The sequence below is a fragment of the Agrococcus sp. ARC_14 genome (assembly GCF_022436485.1).
Taxonomy (GTDB): Bacteria; Actinomycetota; Actinomycetes; order Actinomycetales; family Microbacteriaceae; genus Agrococcus.
The window spans coordinates 2,339,618-2,355,192 of the sequence record NZ_JAKUDO010000001.1; the positions used below are offsets into that span (position 1 = coordinate 2,339,618).

The following is a 15,575-nucleotide window of genomic DNA, read 5'->3' on the forward strand; positions in this document are numbered from 1 at the left end:
ATAGCCGCGGACGGCGCTCGCAGACCAGTGTCCGCAGCGCGAGGCTCAGCGCGCCCGCGGGTGCGCTGTCGTGTACATGTCGCGCAGCGTGTCGGCGGTCACGTGCGTGTAGATCTGCGTCGTCGCGACCGAGGCGTGGCCCAGCAGCTCCTGCACCACGCGCACGTCGGCGCCGCCCTCGAGCAGATGCGTGGCGAACGAGTGGCGGAAGGTGTGCGGCGAGACGTGCTCGATGCCTGCCTCCTCTGCGACCCGCTGGATGATCTCCCACGCCGCCTGCCTGCTCAGCCGGCCGCCGCGCGCGCCGAGCAGCAGCGCGGGGCCCCCACGCCCCTTGGCGGCGAGGGCCGCCCTGCCCCGCACGAGCCACGCATCCACCGCCGTGCGGGCATAGGAGCCGATCGGCACGAGCCGCTGCTTCGCGCCCTTGCCGGTCACCCGGATCAGGCCGTGCTCCTCGAGCGTCGCGAGGTCGTCGACGTCGAGCGCGATGAGCTCCGAGATGCGCGCGCCGGTGGCGTAGAGCAGCTCGAGCAGGGCCCGGTCGCGCAGCCGTGCCGGGTCGACCGCGGCACCGTCGCTCACGGCGCCGCCGTCGCCCGCGTCCGTCCCCGCGGTCTCGAGCAGCCGCTGCATCTGCGAGACGGAGATCGCCTTCGGCAGCCGCGATGGCAGCTTCGGTGGCCGCTGATCCCTCGCGACATCCTCGACGACGACCCGCTCGTCCACCAGCCAGCGGTGCAGCGCCTTCACCGCAGAGAGGTGGCGCGCGACCGATGAGGACGCGAGCCCGCGATCGGCGAGCGAGCCCCTGAAGGCGGCCACGTCCTCGCCCGTGATGGCCGACGCATCCGTCACCCCGCGCTGCTCGAGCACCGCCAGATAGCCGCCCAGATCGCGGCGGTAGGCGGCGACCGTGTGGGTCGAGAGACCGCGCTCGATCGCGAGCTGCCGCAGCAGCCGGTCGACGGCCTGCTGCGGGGTCACGGCCGTGAGGCCGGGTGCCAGTCGAACGGCAGGTCGGCCGGATGGGCCTCGCCGCCGCGGGAGCGCAGCTGTGTGAGGGCGAGCATCGCCGCCAGCAGCGAGGCGTTGTGCAGCCGCATCGACAGCGCCGCATCGATGATCTCCTCGAGCGGCACCCAGCGGCGCTCCATCTCGGCCTCCTCGCCCTCGCGGGCGAAGGCATCCGGAAGCTCGTGCACGTCGGTCGCCAGGTAGATGCGGATCATCTCGGTCGAGCCGCCGCCGGTGGTGGAGATGTCGAGCAGGGTGCGCCAGGTGGAGGCTGCGAGATCGGTCTCCTCGGCCAGCTCTCGCTGGGCGCCGACGAGCGGGTCCTCCCCCTCGATGTCGAGCAGACCGGCCGGCAGCTCCCAGAGCGTGCCGCCTGCCGGGTGCCGGTACTGGTGCACGAGGCACACCTCGTCGGCGTCGTTGAGCGCCACGACCGCCACAGCGCCGGGGTGCACGATCACCTCGCGCCTGATGCGGCTGCCGCCGAGCTCGAACTCCTGACGCTCGACGTCCCAGACGCGCCCGTCGAACAGCCGCTCGCGCGCGAGCACCGGCTGCGCGCCGAGCGTGTCGCCGATCATGCCGCGTCGGCGCTCTCGTCGGTCTCGTCGAACAGCTTCGATGCGCGCTGCCGCTCGAGCGCGGCCTGGACGAGGCCCTGGAACAGCGGATGCGCGTGGTTCGGGCGGCTGCGCAGCTCCGGGTGGGCCTGCGTGGCGATGTAGAAGGGGTGCTCGGGCAGCTCGACGTACTCGACCAGCTTGCCGTCGGGCGAGGTGCCGGAGAAGGCCATGCCCGCCGCGGCGATCTGGTCGCGGTAGGTGTTGTTGACCTCGTAGCGGTGGCGGTGGCGCTCGTGCGAGACGGTGTCGCCGTAGAGCTGCGCGGCGAGCGAGCCCTCCGCGAGCTTCGCCTCGTAGAGCCCCAGGCGCATCGTGCCGCCCAGGTCGCCGCCGTGCAGGTGCTGCTCCTGCTCGGCCATGGTCGCGATCACGGGTGCCGGCGTCGCCTCGTCGAACTCGGTCGAGGATGCGCCCTCGATGCCCGCGAGGTTGCGTGCGGCCTCGATCACCATGCACTGCAGCCCCAGGCAGATGCCGAGCGTGGGGATCTCGTTCTCGCGCGTGAACCGCAGCGCGCCGAGCTTGCCCTCGATGCCGCGGATGCCGAAGCCGCCCGGCACGATGATGCCGTCGAGCTCGCCGAGCTGCGCGGCCGCGCCCTCCGGCGACTCGCAGTCGTCCGAGCGCACCCAGCGCAGGTTGACCTTCGTCTGGTTCGCGAATCCGCCGGCCTTGACCGCCTCGGTGACCGACAGGTACGCATCCGGCAGGTCGACGTACTTGCCGACCAGGCCGATCGTCACCTCATGCTTGGGCGCGTGCACGGCGTCGAGCACCGGCTGCCAGTGCGACCAGTCCACCTCGCCGGCCGTGAGGCCGAGCTGGTGGATGATGTACGCGTCGAGGTGCTGCTCGAACAGGGTCGTGGGGATGTCGTAGATCGAGGGCAGGTCGACGGTGTTGACGACCGCCTCCTCCTCGACGTCGCACATGAGCGCGATCTTCTTGCGGTTCGCGTCCGAGACAGGACGGTCGCTGCGCAGCACGAGCGCGTCGGGCTGGATGCCGATCGAGCGGAGCGTCGTGACCGAGTGCTGCGTCGGCTTGGTCTTCTGCTCGCCGGATGCGCCGAGGAAGGGCACGAGCGACACGTGCACGAAGAAGACGTTCTGGCGGCCGAGCTCGTGCCGGAGCTGGCGCGCCGACTCGATGAAGGGCTGCGACTCGATGTCGCCGACCGTCCCGCCGATCTCGGTGATGATGACGTCGGGCTGCGGGTCGCCCTCAGCCTGCAGACGCATGCGTCGCTTGATCTCGTCGGAGATGTGCGGGATGACCTGCACGGTGTCGCCGAGGTACTCGCCGCGGCGCTCGCGCTCGATGACGCGCGAGTAGATCTGGCCGGTCGTGACGTTGGCAGCCTGCGACAGGTTCACGTCGAGGAAGCGCTCGTAGTGGCCGATGTCGAGGTCGGTCTCAGCCCCGTCGTCGGTCACGAAGACCTCGCCGTGCTGGAACGGATTCATCGTGCCGGGGTCGACGTTGAGGTACGGGTCGAGCTTCTGCATCACGACGTGCAGGCCGCGCGCCGTGAGCAGGTTGCCGAGCGACGCGGCGGTGAGTCCCTTGCCGAGCGATGAGACGACACCACCCGTGACGAAGATCTGCTTGGTCACCTTGGCAGGCCGGCCAGCGTCGAGCTGATCGGCGGTCTGTGCCGGGGTTTCCGCGGGCTTCTGGTCGGCGTCTGGCGCAACGAGGTTCACGGGCTTCGAGCCTATCCCACCGCTCGCGCATCTTCGAGCAACTCGCGGGCATGGGCGAGTGCGGTCTCGGATGCGGTGCCCGAGAGCATGCGGGCGAGCTCGGCCAGGCGGTCGTCGCCCGCGACCTCCGACACCTGCGACGCGGTGATCCGGCCGTCGGTGCCCTTCTCGACCCGGACGTGCTGGGCTGCGAACGCCGCGACCTGTGCGAGGTGCGTGACGACGATCACCTGGCAGTGCTCGGCGAGGCGCGCGAGCCGGCGACCGATCTCGATCGCCGCCGCGCCGCCGACACCGGCGTCGACCTCGTCGAAGACCATGGTCGGCACGCTCTCGTCGGCCAGCGCTCCGGCGGCCAGCGCCACCTCGATCGCGAGCATGATGCGACTCAGCTCGCCGCCCGACGCGCCCTTCTGCACCGGGCGCGGCTCGGCACCCGGGTGCGGCACGAGCAGCATCGTGACGCGGTCGCGGCCGTTGGCGCCCAGCGACTCCGCCTGCGCCACCTCCACCACGAGGCGCGCGTTGGGCATCGCGAGCGCCGCGAGCTCTGCGCAGACGGCCGTCTCGAGCGTGCGAGCAGCCTCCTGTCGCAGCGCGCTCAGTCGGTCTGCGAGCGCGAGGGTCTCGTCGAGGTGGCGCTGCTCCTCGGCCGCCAGGCGTGCGAGCTCGTCGTCGTCGCCCTCCAGCTCCGCGAGCCGCAGAGCCCCGGCCGGTGCCGCCTCCAGGGCGGCGTCGAGCGATCGGCCGAGCTTGCGCTCGAGGCCGCTGAGATCTGCGCGCCGCTGCTGCACCTCGTCGAGGCTGCGCTCCGGTCGCTCCAGGTCGTCGAGCGCCTTCACGATCGAGGATGCGGCCTCCTGCAGCAGCGCCTCTGACTGCACGAGCAGCTCGAGCGCCTCCGCGAGCGCCGCGTCGTCCGTCGAGGCCCGCTCGACGAGCCTGCGGGCCGTGCCCGCCTGCGTGATCGCGCTGAGCGTCAGAGCGTCAGGCGCGTCATCGCTGGTCGAGAGGGCCGCATGCGCCTCGGAGAGCTCCATCCTGATGGCCTCGGAGTGCTCGAGCCGGTTCGCCACCGCGGCCAGCTCGTCCTGCTCCCCCGGCTGCGGGTCGAACGCCTCGAGTTCCTCGAGCTCTGCGCGGATCGACGCCGCCTCTGCCACACGGGCATCGTGCTGGGTGCGGATGTGCTCCGCCGCGTCGCGCGCGTCGGTCCAGGCTGCGAACGCAGCGCGATACTGGCTCAGCAGCTCGCCGAGCTCCGCCCCTGCGGCCCGGTCGAGCCCCGCCGCCTGCGCCTCCGCAGAGCGCAGCCGCTGCTGATCGGCCTGGCCGTGCACGGCGACGAGCCGGTCGGCCAGCTCGCGCAGCAGCCCGGCGGGCACCGCGGCCCCACCGGCCTGAGCTCGGGAGCGCGTGGCAGCGCCGTCGGCGCGCGTGAGCGCGCGGCCGAGGATGAGCTCACCGTCGTCGACGCTGCCGCCGGCGTCCTCCACGAGGCCCTGCGTTCCCGCGTCATCGAGCAGCCAGACGCCCTGCACGGCAGCGCGCTGCTCACCGGAGCGGATCACGCCGGCGTCGGCGCGCTCCCCACGCAGCAGCGCGAGCGCCTGCACGACCATCGTCTTGCCTGCACCGGTCTCACCCGTGATGGCGGTGAACCCGGCGCCGAACGGCACGCGGGCCTCGTCGATCACGCCGAGCGAGCGGATCGTGAGCTCGTCGAGCCGCGTCACGGCAGCTGCCGCCGGAAGCCTTCGACGGGCAGCTGGAACTTGGCGACCAAGCGGTCGGAGAAGGGCGCGCTCGACAGCCTCGCGAGGCGCAGCGGACGCGTGTCGCGAGTCGCCTCGACGCGGTACCCCTGCGGCAGGTCGAACGAGCGCCGCGAGTCGCACCAAAGCACCGCGGGACTCGTGGACTCCTCGGCGATCGTGACCGACATCGTCGATGTCGGGGCGACGACCAGCGGGCGGGTGAACAGCGCATGCGCACCGAGCGGCACCATCAGCAGCGCCTCGGCAGTGGGCCAGACGATCGGCCCCCCGGCCGAGAACGAGTAGGCGGTCGAACCGGTGGGGGTCGCGAGGATGACCGCATCGGTGCCGAACGACGAGATGGGCCGGTCGTCGATCTCGAGCAGCGTCGAGATCATGCGGCCGGAGCCGGCCTTCTCGACGGCAGCCTCGTTGACCGCCCACGTCTCGTGCACGAGCACGTCGCCGTCGAACACCTTGACGCGCAGCACGAGCCGCTGCTCGACCTCGTAGTCGCGCTGCAGCGCGCGCTCGACGACCTTCGCGGTGTCGGCGACCTCCGCCTCCGCGAGGAAGCCCACGTGTCCGAGGTTGATGCCCAGCAGCGGAGCGTCGACCTGGCGCTGCAGCTCTGCGGCCCGCAGGATCGTGCCGTCGCCGCCGAGGGTCATGATGAGCTCGACCTCCGGCAGATCTGCCGGGCCGTGGGGCTCGACGGCATCGAGACCGTCACGCCCCTCGAGCAGCACTGCTCGGTCGTCGACGAGCACGACCGGCGTCACCTGCGCCGCCAGCAGTCGCCTGGCGATCGTGGCGGCAGTCTCGACGGCCTCGGCGCGTCCGGGGTGGAACGCGAGCAGGAACCTGCGATCGCTCATCGCGCCTCCTTCGACAGCCTGACGGACTCCTCCAGCCATTCTGTCGGATTCGTGCCGGTGCTCGCCTGCAGGTGTGCGAGGTACTCGAGGTTGCCGCGGCCGCCGATGATCGGGCTGCCGATGAGCCCTGCCGTGCCGAGCCCCGCATCCCACGCCGCCCAGAGCACCTGCTCGATCGCCTGCGCGCGCAGCGTCGGGTCGGTCACGATGCCCTCGCGCACGCCCGTGCGGCCGACCTCGAACTGCGGCTTGATGAGCACGACCCAGTCGGCATCGGGCGCGGCGACGCCCGCGAGCGGGCCGATCGCGAGCGAGAGCGAGATGAACGAGAGGTCTGCCGTGACGATGGAGGGCGCAGGCTCGAGCGAGTCCGGCACGAGGTCGCGCACGTTCTGCCCCTCGATGAGGGTGATGGGGAGCGCGTCGACGTCGAGCTGGAACTGCCCGTGCCCGACATCCATGGCAGTCACGTGCGCGGCACCGCGCTCGAGCAGCACCTGTGTGAAGCCGCCGGTCGAGGCACCGGCGTCGAGCGCGACGCGACCTGTGGGATCGATGCCGAAGGCGTCGAGTGCGGCGAGCAGCTTGTGGGCAGCACGCGAGACCCACGGATCGCCCCCTGTGACCGAGAGCTCTGCGGTGGGCGCGACCCTCAGGCTCGCCTTCACGACGCCGCGGCCGTCGACGGTCACGAGCCCCGCCGCGATGTGCTGCTGCGCCTGGCTGCGGCTGCGGGCGAGACCGCGCTCGACGAGCGCCTGGTCGAGGCGCACGGCCTCCGTGGGTTCAGCCATGCCCGTCAAGCGCGAACCGCGCCGAGCTCTGCCTGCAGCTTGTCGTGGATGCGCGCCAGCTGGTCGGCCCGCTCCTCGAGCGGCTGCTGCTCGAGCAGCTCGAGCTCGTCGACGAGGCCGTCGGTCGAGTAGTCGTCGGTCATGCCTTGGAGGGTAGCGAATGGATCGCCGCCAGCTCGTCGGCGCGCGACAGCCTGTGAGGACTCGCTCGATCGAGTCCGAGCGCCCGTTCATCCCGAAGGACGGCCTCGAGCGTGTCCCGCAGCGGTCGATGCGCCCCGCCGGCCGCGAGATAGCGGGCGCTGGATCGCTGCGCGTGGGACGCCACCTCTGCGGGCAGCGTCAGTGGCAGCGCGCGTTCCCCGGCCCAGTGGCCGATGCCGAGCGACCCGAGCTGCTCGTCGCTCGCACGGACGAGCGCCCCGGTGTGGCCCGCGATCTCGCGAGCGAGCTCGATGAGCGCGTGCAGCCGCCGCTCGACCCCGACGGCGTTGACGACGCCGTTGCGTCGCGGCGCGTCCGCGACGAGGAATGTCGTGAGGTCACGCACGTCGATCGTCTGCGTCGCCTGGTCGCGCGCGGGCATCAGCACCGGGCCGTCTTTCGCGAGCGCGAGCCGCGAGACCCAATACCCGAAGCGGCCGCTCTCGTCTCCCGGTCCGCCGATCAGGCCGGGCCGCACGATCGCGAGTCGTTCCCCCAGTCGCTCGCGCGCCACGCGTTCGATCCATGCCTTCGCGCCCCCATACTCATCGCCGCTCGCATCCTCCGGCACCAGCTCGTCGTGCTCGTCGGCCCCGATGGGGGCACCCTCGAGCCGCTGCGCGGAGACAGAGGAGACGAAGGTCCAATGTGCTGCACGATCGGCCAGCGCGTCGAGCGCGCCGGCCGCGTGCCGCGGCAGCCGTGTGACATCGATCACCTCGTCCCAGTCGCCGTCGAGGCCCGCGTAGGCGCCCTCCGTCGCACGATCGCCGGCGAGGAGCCGCGCGCCCTCCGGCACCGACCCGCCCTCACCGCGCGCGAGGCACGTGACCTCCGCGCCGCGGTCGACATGCCCCAGTGCGATGCGCCTGCCGAGCCACCTGGTGCCGCCGAGCACGAGCACTCGGGCCGGAGTCTGGGTCTGCGTCATCCCAGCATCCGACCACGTCTGCGGATGCGAAACACGGTCGTTCGCCCTCGGCACAGGCCGTTGCGACACCCACTGGCGCGTTCGCTACCGTCGCAGGATGCGCGCACCGCCTCCTTCCGACCTCGCCGGTCCCCCGCCCGCCGGCTCCCCGGTGCCGCGCGCGATCGCGGCCTTGGCGGCGCACCACCCGGTCGAGCTGATCTGGCAGAACGAGCCGGGCGGCATCACTGCGCGCATCGACCGCCCAGGCGGGCCCGTGTTCGCGAAGTGGAACCCCGCAGGCTCGCCCGAGTCGCTCGCGGCGGAGGCCGAACGGATGCGCTGGCTCGCGCAGACGGATCGAGTGCCGGTACCGAAGGTGCTCGCGCTGATCGCCGAGCGCGACGGCGAGCTGCTCGTGACGGCTGCGATCGCCGGAGACTCCATCGTCTCCTCCGTCGGCCTGCGCGAGCCTGCGCTCGCCGCAGCTGCGCTCGGCTCAGGGCTGCGGCAGCTGCATGCCGTGCCCATCGCCGACTGCCCGTTTCCCGCGCCGGACTGGACCGCATCCGTCACCGACGCCCCGCAGCAGGATCTCGTCGTCTGCCACGGCGACCCGTGCGCGCCCAACACGCTCATCCACGACGGGCGCTTCGCAGGTCTCGTCGATCTGGGGCGCGTCGGCGTGGCCGACCGCTGGTCGGATCTCGCGATCGCATCGTGGTCGCTGGAGTGGAACGGGCTGGCCGACAGCGAGCCCGCCTTCTGGCGCGCCTATGGCATCGAGCCCGACGCGGCACGCATCGAGCAGTGGCGGGCGCGCTGGGCGCTGCCCAGTGACGACAACGGCGCCGGTGGCGGCTGAGCAGCGCTGCTACAGCGCGAGCAGCTCGTCGGCGATGCGCAATCCGAGCACGGGCCGATCTGCGGTCCACACGGCGGCGCAGGCGGCGCGGATCGTGTCGACGGGGCGCGCCCCGGCCCGCACGAGCGTGATGTCGATGCCGCTGCGGCGCACGGCCGCGGCGCCGACCTCGAAGTAGGTGTCACCGGTCGAGGTCTCGAGCGTCTCGCGCAGCGGCGCGATCGGCTGGGTGAGGCCACGGAGATCCTCGAGCACGTGATCTGGTCGCATCGACTCGTCGGCACCGATGAGGCTCGCCCCGCGATCGATGCCCGTGAGCACCATGATGGAGCGGATGCCCGCACGGCGCGCGCCGAGGATGTCGGTGTCGAGGCGGTCGCCCACCATCGCGGGCGTCTGGGCGCCGAAGCGCTCCGTCGCCACGTCGTACATGTGCCGCTCGGGCTTGCCTGCGAACTCCGCGAGTCGGCCGACCGCCGTGTGCACCGCGGAGACGAGCGTGCCGTTGCCGGGCGCGATGCCGCCGGCGACCGGGATCGTCCAATCGCCGTTGGTCGCGATCCATGGGATGCCGCTGCCCGTGCGCCCGGCCTGCAGCGCGAAGGACGCCTCGGCAAGCTCCTTCCACCCGACAGACGGATGGAACCCCTGCACGACGGCCTTCGGCTGCTCGGCGGCGGTGCGCACCACCTGCCAGCCGCGCGCCTCCACCTCGACGACGATGCCAGCGCCGCCGACCACGAGCACGGGGTCGCCCGGCCCGAGGTGCTCGGCCAGCAGGCGCATGGCAGCCTGCGGGCTCGTCACGACGTCGTCTGGCTGCACGTCGAGCCCGAAGGATGACAGGTGCGCTGCGACCTCCGCGTCCGTGCGCGAGGCGTTGTTCGTCAGGTAGATCGAGCGCACGCCGGTGCTGCGGATGCTGTCCACGGCATGAGGGATGGCGTCAGGGCCTTGGTAGACCACACCGTCGAGGTCGAGATACAGGCAGTCGACGCCGTCGATCGGCGTCGGCTCCTGCGTCGGCTGTCTGCGGAACAGCCCCATCAGCGCGCGTCTCCGTCGCCCGATGCTGACTCCGGCCGCGCCTCCCCCGACGTGTCGTCTGCCGTGTCGTCCGCCGCGATCAGCTCGTCGCCGAACAGCGCATCGCCGAACAGCGCGTCGTCTTGGGCCGCGGGCGCAACGCGCTCTGCAGCGGCGTCATCCGCCTCCGGAACGTCCTCGGCTTCGACCACGGGCTCGCCCGCCGGCGCAGCCTCGACCGGATCGGTAGCGGCCTCCGGCACATCCTCGGACGCAACCATCGGCTCGCCCGCCGGCGCGACCTCGACAGGATCGACTGCGGCCTCCGGCACATCCTCGGACGCAACCATGGAGTCATCCGCCGGCGTGACCTCGGCCTGGGTGCCCTCAGCCTCCGGCACGTCGTCCGGCTCGACCAGCTCGATCGCATCGGGCGCCTCCACAGCGTCGTCCGACTCCGGGACGTCCTCAGGCTCGACGATCGGCGCGACACCATCGCTCGGCGCGTCGGCATCGCTATCCGCAGCGTCGCCGTCCGCGGGCTCGAGGGCGACGCCGACATCCTCCGGCGCGTCCTCGGTCTCGAGGCGCTCGCTGACGATGCCGACCGACTCCAGCTCGCCGGGGGCGAGCGCGTCCTCGAGGGCATCGATCGCGCGGTCAGCGAGAGCGAACCACTCGGCGGCCTCTTCGTCACGACCGAGCTCCTCGAGCACTCCGGCAAAGCTCGCGAACAGCGCAGGGCTGTACTCGAACGCCTTGTCCTTGCGCAGCTCCGGGATGCGCAGCTCCTCGAGCGCGGCGTCCGTCTGGCCCAGGTCGAGACGCGCGCCCGACTTCACGATCGCGAGCTCGACGCGCACCGCGGTGTCGAGTGTGGATGCTTCGACAGACCTGGCGAGCTCGAGCGCCTTCTCGGGGCGGCCGAGGCCGCGCTCGCAATCGGCCATGAGCGGCAGCTGATCGTCGCGACCGGTGATGCGACGGTAGGTGCGCAGCTCGCGAAGAGCGAGCGAGAAGTCGCCCAGCTGGTAGGCAGTGATCGCGAGCGTCTCACGCACGACACCGATGCGGCCGGCACGACGCGCGGCCGCCAGCGCGTGCTGATGCGCGAGCTGCGGGTCCTCATCGATGAGCTCCGAGGCACGCGCCATGTGCTTGGCGACGTAATCGGCGTTGTCCTTGGTGAGCGTCTTCAGCTGCGCGCGCGCACCGATGTCGAGATCCTCGGGCTGGATCTCCTCGGGCAAGTCGGGCGGGACGAAGTCGTCCTCTCGCACCTGCTTGAAGCTCTCGCCGGAGCCATCACCGCGGTGGTCGTAATCGCGACCGGGGCGCGCAGCATCGCGCTGCGGACCCTGATTGCGCGCACGCTGATCGTCACGGCGGCGCTGGTCGCCACGGCCAGTCCCCTGGCCGTCGCGCTGCGGACGCTGGTCGCGATCGCCGAAGCGACGCTCACCATCACGCTGCGGCGGCTTGCGGTCGCTGAAGGTGCGCTCGCCGGAGCGCTGCGGAGGCCTTCGGTCGCCGTCGCGCTGTGGACGCTGGTCCCGATCGCCGAAGCGACGCTCACCATCACGCTGCGGCGGCTTGCGATCACCGAACTTGCGCTCGCCAGAACGTTGCGGCGGCTTGCGGTCGCCGTCACGCTGTGGACGCTGATCGCGATCGCCGAAGCGACGCTCACCATCACGCTGCGGCGGCTTGCGGTCACCGAACTTGCGGTCACCGTCACGCTGTGGACGGCGGTCGCCGTCGCGCTGTGGACGGCGGTCGCCGTCGCGCTGTGGACGCTGGTCCCGATCGCCGAAGCGACGCTCACCATCCCGCTGCGGCGGCTTGCGGTCACCGAAGGTGCGCTCGCCGGAACGCTGTGGCCGGCGGTCGCTGTCGCTCGAGCCTCGACGATCCCCGTCAGGGTGGTAACCGCGGTCACCGGGCCGGAGCTTGCGGTCGCTGTCGCCACCAGGGCGTCGCTCGCCGTCGCGCTGCGGTCGGCTGTCGCGGTCTCCGAAGCGGCGGTCGCCGTCTCGAGGAGGCCGTCGGTCGCCTTCGCCCTGCGGCTTGCGATCGCCGAACCGGCGCTCGCCATCCCGCTGCGGGCGACGATCGCCGTCGCGCTTGGGTCGACCTGCGTCACCGCTGTTGCGGCGGCGGTCGTCACCCCTGTTGGAGCCAGAATCTGCCTGATCGTTCACGGCGCCATGCTCCCATAACAGTCGACAAATGAAAAAGGGGCCCCAGAAAGATCTGGGGCCCCTTCCAAAAGAAGTCCGGCGGTGTCCTACTCTCCCACAGGGTCCCCCCTGCAGTACCATCGGCGCTGAGAGCCTTAGCTTCCGGGTTCGGAATGTGACCGGGCGTTTCCCTCTCGCTATGGCCGCCGAAACACTATTGATGTTTCAGTCTGCACAGCACTCCGCATTGAAGCGGAGGGCTGCGGTTCTCGACCGTACATCGAGAACCACAAAGTGGACGCGAGCAGCAAGCTCATATATATGTTATCAAGTCATCGGCTTATTAGTACCGGTCAGCTTCATGGGTCTTTAGTCCCCACTTCCACATCCGGCCTATCAACCCAGTAGTCTGGCTGGGAGCCTCTCGCCCGAAGGCACGGAAGTCTCATCTTGAGGCCGGCTTCCCGCTTAGATGCTTTCAGCGGTTATCCATCCCGAACGTAGCTAATCAGCGGTGCTCCTGGCGGAACAACTGACACACCAGAGGTTCGTCCAACCCGGTCCTCTCGTACTAGGGTCAGATCCTCTCAAACTTCCAACGCGCGCAGCGGATAGGGACCGAACTGTCTCACGACGTTCTAAACCCAGCTCGCGTGCCGCTTTAATGGGCGAACAGCCCAACCCTTGGGACCTACTCCAGCCCCAGGATGCGACGAGCCGACATCGAGGTGCCAAACCATGCCGTCGATATGGACTCTTGGGCAAGATCAGCCTGTTATCCCCGAGGTACCTTTTATCCGTTGAGCGACAGCGCTTCCACAAGCCACTGCCGGATCACTAGTCCCGACTTTCGTCCCTGCTCCAGTTGTCACTGTCACAGTCAAGCTCCCTTGTGCACTTACACTCGACACCTGATTGCCAACCAGGTTGAGGGAACCTTTGGGCGCCTCCGTTACTTTTTGGGAGGCAACCGCCCCAGTTAAACTACCCACCAGGCACTGTCCCTGAACCGGATTACGGTTCGAAGTTAGATATCCAGAGTGACCAGAGTGGTATTTCAACATTGACTCCACCCGAACTAGCGTCCGAGCTTCAAAGTCTCCCACCTATCCTACACAAGCCACACCGAACACCAATACCAAGCTATAGTAAAGGTCACGGGGTCTTTCCGTCCTGCTGCGCGTAACGAGCATCTTTACTCGTAGTGCAATTTCGCCGAGTTCGCGGTTGAGACAGCTGGGAAGTCGTTACGCCATTCGTGCAGGTCGGAACTTACCCGACAAGGAATTTCGCTACCTTAGGATGGTTATAGTTACCACCGCCGTTTACTGGGGCTTAAATTCTGAGCTTCGCTTACGCTAACCCTTCCTCTTAACCTTCCAGCACCGGGCAGGCGTCAGTCCGTATACATCGACTTGCGTCTTCGCACGGACCTGTGTTTTTAGTAAACAGTCGCTTCCCACTGGTCTCTGCGGCCTTCAAACGCTCGGGCAGCTAGTGCCGTCACGCCTCAGGCCCCCCTTCTCCCGAAGTTACGGGGGCATTTTGCCGAGTTCCTTAACCACGATTCTCTCGATCTCCTTGGTATTCTCTACCTGACCACCTGAGTTGGTTTGGGGTACGGGTGACTAAAACCTCGCGTCGATGCTTTTCTTGGCAGCATAGGATCACAGACTTCCCTCTAGGGTTCGACAAGGCTCTCAGGCTTCGTGTGGGACGGATTTGCCTATCCCACGCCCTACGGCTTATCCGGACTCAACCATCGGCCCGGTTCTGTTACCTTCCTGCGTCACACCTGTTAATACGCTAGCCGCCCCAGCATAGGGTCGAGTGCTAGGCCAAGGACGTCACCCCGAAGGGATCGGTCCATGGATTCAGACTCTTAGCATTACTGGTTTAGCTTGGGCGGTTTTTCGTCAGTTCAGGAGTATCAACCTGATGTCCATCGACTACGCCTGTCGGCCTCGCCTTAGGTCCCGACTTACCCAGGGAAGATTAGCTTGACCCTGGAACCCTTGGTCTTTCGGAGGACTGGTTTCTCGCCAGTCTTTCGCTACTCATGCCTGCATTCTCACTCGTGTGGCGTCCACGGCTGGATCACTCCGCCGCTTCACTCGCCACACGACGCTCTCCTACCAATCCGTACGCCTGGACAGCCTAAGCTGCCGAGCTGTTGTACGAATTCCACGACTTCGGTGGCGTGCTTGAGCCCCGTTACATTGTCGGCGCAAAATCACTTGACCAGTGAGCTATTACGCACTCTTTCAAGGGTGGCTGCTTCTAAGCCAACCTCCTGGTTGTCTAAGCAACTTCACATCCTTTTCCACTTAGCACGCGCTTAGGGACCTTAGTCGGTGGTCTGGGTTGTTTCCCTCTCGACGATGAAGCTTATCCCCCACCGTCTCACTGCTGCGCTCTCACTTACCGGCATTCGGAGTTTGGCTGACGTCAGTAACCTTTTGGGGCCCATCGGCCATCCAGTAGCTCTACCTCCGGCAAGAAACACGCAACGCTGCACCTAAATGCATTTCGGAGAGAACCAGCTATCACGAAGTTTGATTGGCCTTTCACCCCTATCCACAGCTCATCCCCTCAGTTTTCAACCTAAGTGGGTTCGGTCCTCCACGAGGTCTTACCCTCGCTTCAACCTGGCCATGGATAGATCACTTCGCTTCGGGTCTAGGACATGCGACTGAATCGCCCTATTCAGACTCGCTTTCGCTACGGCTGCCCCTCACGGGTTAACCTCGCCACATATCACTAACTCGCAGGCTCATTCTTCAAAAGGCACGCCGTCACAGCTACTAAGGCTGCTCCGACGGTTTGTAAGCAAACGGTTTCAGGTACTATTTCACTCCCCTCCCGGGGTACTTTTCACCTTTCCCTCACGGTACTTGTCCGCTATCGGTCATCTGGGAGTATTTAGGCTTACCAGGTGGTCCTGGCTGATTCACACGGGATTTCTCGGGCCCCGTGCTACTTGGGATGAACCTCACGCCATTGCGCGGTTTCGGCTACGGGATTGTCACCCTCTGTGATGGACCTTTCCAAGTCCTTCGCCTACCGCGGTCTGTAACGTTTGCTGATCAGCAGATCAACTGAGATGTCCCACAACCCCGATCGTGCAACGCCTGCTGGCTATCACACACGACCGGTTTAGCCTCTTCCGCGTTCGCTCGCCACTACTTACGGAATCACTGTTGTTTTCTCTTCCTGTGGGTACTGAGATGTTTCACTTCCCCACGTTCCCTCTACCCGCCCTATATATTCAGGCGGGAGTCACTGGGTCGGCAAGCCGCCCAGCGGGGTTTCCCCATTCGGAAATCCTCGGATCAAAGCTCGTTTATCAGCTCCCCGAGGCTTATCGCAGATTACTACGTCCTTCATCGGCTCCAGATGCCAAGGCATCCACCGTTTGCTCTTAGAAACTTGACCACATACATGAGTATTGGTTAATCGGCAGCCCGAAGGCTGCTGACCAATGATCTAATTAAAGATCTTGTGATCCGAGCCGAAGCTCGAATCTAAGATGCTCGCGTCCACTGTGTAGTTCTCAACTTACGGTCGGTACCGACGACTTCAACGCATGTGCGCTTCAGCCGGCCGGTCCGAGGG

12 protein-coding genes and 2 rRNA genes are annotated in these 15,575 nt (G+C 67.9%); 2 read left to right on the top strand and 12 right to left on the bottom strand.

The window, feature by feature from the left end:
* Nucleotides 1-45 precede the first annotated feature (45 nt).
* The 8 genes from MKD51_RS11555 to MKD51_RS11590 form a co-directional block, all read right to left on the bottom strand.
* Complete coding sequence (locus MKD51_RS11555) at nucleotides 46-987, bottom strand: site-specific tyrosine recombinase XerD (protein ID WP_240240452.1); 942 nt, start codon at nucleotides 985-987, stop codon at nucleotides 46-48.
* Nucleotides 984-1,598, bottom strand: coding sequence for an NUDIX hydrolase (locus tag MKD51_RS11560; protein ID WP_240240453.1), 615 nt, complete (start codon nucleotides 1,596-1,598; stop codon nucleotides 984-986). Before MKD51_RS11560 ends, MKD51_RS11555 begins: the two co-directional genes overlap by 4 nt.
* Nucleotides 1,595-3,256: a CTP synthase gene (locus tag MKD51_RS11565; protein WP_240240939.1), complete on the bottom strand. Its 1,662-nt coding sequence runs from the start codon at nucleotides 3,254-3,256 to the stop codon at nucleotides 1,595-1,597. The genes MKD51_RS11560 and MKD51_RS11565 overlap by 4 nt, the downstream gene beginning before the upstream one ends.
* 101 nt (nucleotides 3,257-3,357) lie before the next feature.
* Nucleotides 3,358-5,082 carry a DNA repair protein RecN gene (gene recN / locus MKD51_RS11570; RefSeq protein WP_240240454.1) on the bottom strand — a complete coding sequence of 575 codons (1,725 nt, stop codon included), beginning with the start codon at nucleotides 5,080-5,082 and terminating at the stop codon, nucleotides 3,358-3,360.
* Nucleotides 5,079-5,981, bottom strand: a complete 903-nt coding sequence (locus tag MKD51_RS11575) for an NAD kinase (protein WP_240240455.1) — start codon at nucleotides 5,979-5,981, stop codon at nucleotides 5,079-5,081. The genes recN and MKD51_RS11575 overlap by 4 nt, the downstream gene beginning before the upstream one ends.
* Nucleotides 5,978-6,775, bottom strand: coding sequence for a TlyA family RNA methyltransferase (locus MKD51_RS11580; RefSeq protein ID WP_240240456.1), 798 nt, complete (start codon nucleotides 6,773-6,775; stop codon nucleotides 5,978-5,980). Before MKD51_RS11580 ends, MKD51_RS11575 begins: the two co-directional genes overlap by 4 nt.
* A 5-nt stretch (nucleotides 6,776-6,780) precedes the next feature.
* The gene (locus MKD51_RS11585) at nucleotides 6,781-6,918 is read right to left on the bottom strand and encodes a hypothetical protein (RefSeq protein ID WP_240240457.1); all 138 of its coding nucleotides are present in this window, start codon (nucleotides 6,916-6,918) and stop codon (nucleotides 6,781-6,783) included.
* Nucleotides 6,915-7,910, bottom strand: coding sequence for a reductase (locus MKD51_RS11590; protein WP_240240458.1), 996 nt, complete (start codon nucleotides 7,908-7,910; stop codon nucleotides 6,915-6,917). Before MKD51_RS11590 ends, MKD51_RS11585 begins: the two co-directional genes overlap by 4 nt.
* 97 nt (nucleotides 7,911-8,007) lie before the next feature.
* On the opposite strand from MKD51_RS11590, the gene MKD51_RS11595 reads away from it, so the two are divergent.
* Complete coding sequence (locus tag MKD51_RS11595; RefSeq protein WP_240240459.1) at nucleotides 8,008-8,754, top strand: aminoglycoside 3'-phosphotransferase; 747 nt, start codon at nucleotides 8,008-8,010, stop codon at nucleotides 8,752-8,754.
* A 9-nt stretch (nucleotides 8,755-8,763) separates the two neighbouring features.
* Here the strand turns inward: MKD51_RS11595 and MKD51_RS11600 are convergent, their stop codons facing one another.
* Together MKD51_RS11600 and MKD51_RS11605 are read right to left on the bottom strand one after the other, a co-directional pair.
* The gene (locus tag MKD51_RS11600; RefSeq protein ID WP_240240460.1) at nucleotides 8,764-9,801 is read right to left on the bottom strand and encodes an HAD-IIA family hydrolase; all 1,038 of its coding nucleotides are present in this window, start codon (nucleotides 9,799-9,801) and stop codon (nucleotides 8,764-8,766) included.
* The gene (locus MKD51_RS11605) at nucleotides 9,801-10,934 is read right to left on the bottom strand and encodes a hypothetical protein (protein ID WP_240240461.1); all 1,134 of its coding nucleotides are present in this window, start codon (nucleotides 10,932-10,934) and stop codon (nucleotides 9,801-9,803) included. The genes MKD51_RS11600 and MKD51_RS11605 overlap by 1 nt, the downstream gene beginning before the upstream one ends.
* On the opposite strand from MKD51_RS11605, the gene MKD51_RS11610 reads away from it, so the two are divergent.
* Nucleotides 10,887-11,999, top strand: coding sequence for a hypothetical protein (locus MKD51_RS11610; RefSeq protein WP_240240462.1), 1,113 nt, complete (start codon nucleotides 10,887-10,889; stop codon nucleotides 11,997-11,999). The genes MKD51_RS11605 and MKD51_RS11610 overlap by 48 nt on opposite strands.
* Nucleotides 12,000-12,054: 55 nt before the next feature.
* Here MKD51_RS11610 and rrf read toward each other — a convergent pair.
* Together rrf and MKD51_RS11620 are read right to left on the bottom strand one after the other, a co-directional pair.
* A 5S ribosomal RNA gene (gene rrf / locus MKD51_RS11615) occupies nucleotides 12,055-12,171 on the bottom strand.
* Between the two features lie 112 nt (nucleotides 12,172-12,283).
* A 23S ribosomal RNA gene (locus MKD51_RS11620) occupies nucleotides 12,284-15,395 on the bottom strand.
* Between the last annotated feature and the right edge of the window lie 180 nt (nucleotides 15,396-15,575).

Coding starts and splice junctions, on each gene's coding strand:
- MKD51_RS11590 (WP_240240458.1), bottom strand. CDS start 7,910: ATGACGCAGACCCAGACTCCGGCCCGAGTGCTCGTGCTCGGCGGCACC.
- MKD51_RS11580 (WP_240240456.1), bottom strand. CDS start 6,775: ATGGCTGAACCCACGGAGGCCGTGCGCCTCGACCAGGCGCTCGTCGAG.
- MKD51_RS11595 (WP_240240459.1), top strand. CDS start 8,008: ATGCGCGCACCGCCTCCTTCCGACCTCGCCGGTCCCCCGCCCGCCGGC.
- MKD51_RS11585 (WP_240240457.1), bottom strand. CDS start 6,918: ATGACCGACGACTACTCGACCGACGGCCTCGTCGACGAGCTCGAGCTG.
- MKD51_RS11600 (WP_240240460.1), bottom strand. CDS start 9,801: ATGGGGCTGTTCCGCAGACAGCCGACGCAGGAGCCGACGCCGATCGAC.
- MKD51_RS11560 (WP_240240453.1), bottom strand. CDS start 1,598: ATGATCGGCGACACGCTCGGCGCGCAGCCGGTGCTCGCGCGCGAGCGG.
- MKD51_RS11605 (WP_240240461.1), bottom strand. CDS start 10,934: ATGGCGCGTGCCTCGGAGCTCATCGATGAGGACCCGCAGCTCGCGCAT.
- MKD51_RS11575 (WP_240240455.1), bottom strand. CDS start 5,981: ATGAGCGATCGCAGGTTCCTGCTCGCGTTCCACCCCGGACGCGCCGAG.
- MKD51_RS11610 (WP_240240462.1), top strand. CDS start 10,887: ATGCGCGAGCTGCGGGTCCTCATCGATGAGCTCCGAGGCACGCGCCAT.